We start from the raw sequence: 2,893 nt of genomic DNA on the forward strand, positions 1-2,893 counted from the left end.
CACCGCTCGAAATGCAGCAGTCCTGCAGAGGACTGCTGAGCCGGGCCCAAGTTGGCGCTTTTACTGCACATTAAAGCGCCTTCCTTTCGGGGCCCGGCGGTGGCGCCGTAGGCGACGGAGGTTAGCGGTTGGGGCGCCGCAGGCTGATGGTTAGTCCCCCTTTCTCAAAGGGAGATGTCTGCGACAGCAGACAGAGGGATTCTGATGGGCCCTTCGGGCGGATCCATTACCATCTCTCAGTCCGGTGGACAGCTCTCTTCTGAGAAGAGAGCCTCGTGTTGAGTCAATTGTACGTTATAGGTGCAGAGTCTTTAGGTATCCAATGGCCGCGGAGCGGCTGGGGATGGTGGGGAAACGGTCAGAGGGACTTTGGCGAGAGCCCCCTCCACCGCTATCGCGGTCCCCCTCCCCCATAGATGGGGGAGGTTACGTAAGGAAGAAACGGTTCTGCCACCACCGCAGCGAGAGCCGCTGGACCTCAACTCTCAACTCTCATACCTCAATTCTATCTTTGAAAACCCCGTCATAGTCACTTACTAGAAAGATTTCTCGACTCATCGTAGCTGTAGCGATTTTTACCTATAGAGTCATTATGCATGCTACCACCGCTCGAAATGACGGGGGATGGGTAGTGTCAGTTGGAATGGCAACGTAGTTGCTAACACCCTCAATCTCGGTCTCGACCTCGATCTCACCAGTGCCGTAGGCTATCGAGCCTTCCTGGCTGCTAGAAGTTAACCTCCCCCATCTATGGGGGAGGTGCCCGTAGGGCGGAGGGGGCTCTCGCTAAAGCCGCTCCCACCGTTCTCTGACAATCACCCAATCCCTTTCGGGGCCCGGCCGACTGGGGTATGGGTAGTGTCAGTTGGAATGGCAACGTAGTTGCTAACACCCTCGATCTCGGTCTCGATCTCGATCTCAGAATATCTTATCTTTATGGCCCACTTCTTTCTTGTTTCCCTTTTTCTTGTCCCGGGCTTCCATTTTTGCCATGATGTCATAAAGGTCGACACCTGCATTTTCCCAGAGGACGAAGAGGTGGTAGAGGAGGTCGCAGGATTCGTCGATGATTTCTTCCTTGTCCTCATGCTGGTCGGCGATGATGACTTCGGACGCCTCTTCGCCGATTTTCTTGTCGATCTTGTTCTTCCCCTTTTCCTGGAGGTAGTTGGTGTAGGACTTTTCCTGGGGATGGATGCGGCGGTCTTTGATTTCTTCGTAGAGCACGTGGAGGATGGCGAGGTTTCCTTTGTCCTCCCGGTTCGCCCATTCCGTGAGGCTCCGATAGAAGCAGCTTCTGTTATTGGTGTGGCAGGCGGGGCCGTCGGGGATGACCTGCACCACCAGGGTGTCGGCATCGCAGTCTACGTAGATCCGCTGTACGTGCTGGAAATGGGCGGATTCTTCGCCCTTGTGCCACAGTTTCTGGCGGCTCCGGCTCCAGAACCAGGTTTCTCCGGAGGCCACGGTTTTGGCCAGGGATTCCTGATTCATGTAGGCCACCATGAGTACTTCCCCGCTCCGGGCGTCCTGCACCACCGCGGGGATAAGGCCTTTTTCATCAAAATGTATGTCTTTCAAATCTACTGATTCCATAAAATCCTCCTCAGAGCCGCACGGGTACACCGTTTTCGGCCAGGTATTTTTTCAGTTCCGGTATGGAAATTTCACCGAAGTGGAATACCGACGCTGCGAGAGCGGCATCGGAGCCCGCTTCGAAGGCTTTCAGGAAGTCTTCCATCTTCCCGGCACCGCCGGAGGCGATGATGGGAATGGACAGTTCTTCGGACAGGGTCCGCATGAGTTCCAGGTCGTAGCCGTCTTTTTCACCGTCCGCATCGATGGAGTTCATGCAGATTTCTCCGGCCCCCAGTTCCATGCCCTTCCGGGCCCAGTCCACCACCGAGAGGCCTGTATTTTTTCGGCCCCCTTCCACGTACACGTCCCAGCCGCCGTGGCCGTTCCGTTTGCCGTCGATGGAGAGCACCACGCACTGGTTTCCGAAGCGCTCTGCGCTTTCCCGGATGATTTCAGGGTTCATGACGGCGGCGGAGTTCACGGAGACTTTGTCCGCCCCGGCGAGGAGCATGGTGCGGAAGTCGTCGGCTTTGCGGATGCCGCCGCCTACGGTGAAGGGGATGGTGAGTTCTTCGGCAATGGCTTTCACGGTGTCCACGAAGGTTTCCCTGCCTTCATGGGTGGCGGTGATGTCGTAGAAGACGAGTTCGTCGGCGCCGCTGTCGGAATAGAATTTTCCCAGGGCCACCGGGTCGTCCACGTCTTTCAGGTGATGAAACTGTTTTCCTTTGACCACCCTGCCATGGTTCACGTCGAGGCAGGGGATAATACGTTTTGCAAGCATAGGATGCTCCTTATGGAATGAATAGGGCCACAGACCCTGGGAAATATGGCTGGGATCCCTGTGAACAGGTGGGGATGGAGGCGAGGTACGGTTGGAGTCAATTGGGGCGAGGCTTCTAGCTTCTAGCTGCTAGCGACTAGGAAAGCTGGTTCGCCTGCGGCGCTGGCAGCTGGTGGCTAGGTGACCAGGTCCTTTGGGCGGAAAAGAAAGAATTGAGATTTGAGAGTTGAGGTTCCGCGGCTTCGCCGCATCCATCCTCCGCCTTTGGCGCGCCCCTTCTCCAAGGGGCTGCATGCTGGAAATAGTCTAACATTGGGACTTCTTACTTTTCGAGTAAAACCAACAGCACGTGCCCCCTTAGAGAAGGGGGCACGCCCTTCGGGCCGGTTCCCATCAGTATCCTACAGCTAACCCCAGCCCGGTGGGCAGCCCCTTCCCAGGGAAGGGGCCTTGTGCTGAGTCAATTGCACGTTTTTTGTGTAGAGTCTTTAGGATTCCAACCGCCGCTTGCGCGTCCACCCCTCAGATCGG

Annotated in this window: 2 protein-coding genes; both read right to left on the bottom strand. The window is 56.4% G+C overall.

Annotated elements, in window-relative coordinates; translation table 11 throughout:
* Positions 1 to 918 precede the first annotated feature (918 nt).
* Positions 919 to 1,596 (bottom strand): bifunctional phosphoribosyl-AMP cyclohydrolase/phosphoribosyl-ATP diphosphatase HisIE, encoded by a 678-nt coding sequence (hisIE, locus tag QZR21_RS08850; RefSeq protein ID WP_296099481.1) that lies wholly within the window; start codon positions 1,594 to 1,596, stop codon positions 919 to 921.
* A 10-nt stretch (positions 1,597 to 1,606) separates the two neighbouring features.
* On the bottom strand, positions 1,607 to 2,362 hold the full coding sequence (hisF, locus tag QZR21_RS08855) for an imidazole glycerol phosphate synthase subunit HisF (RefSeq protein ID WP_296099476.1): 756 nt from the start codon (positions 2,360 to 2,362) through the stop codon (positions 1,607 to 1,609).
* Between the last annotated feature and the right edge of the window lie 531 nt (positions 2,363 to 2,893).

This window comes from uncultured Dialister sp. (assembly GCF_900541605.1).
Taxonomy (GTDB): Bacteria; Bacillota; Negativicutes; order Veillonellales; family Dialisteraceae; genus Dialister.

Coding starts and splice junctions, on each gene's coding strand:
- hisIE (WP_296099481.1), bottom strand. CDS start 1,596: ATGGAATCAGTAGATTTGAAAGACATACATTTTGATGAAAAAGGCCTT.
- hisF (WP_296099476.1), bottom strand. CDS start 2,362: ATGCTTGCAAAACGTATTATCCCCTGCCTCGACGTGAACCATGGCAGG.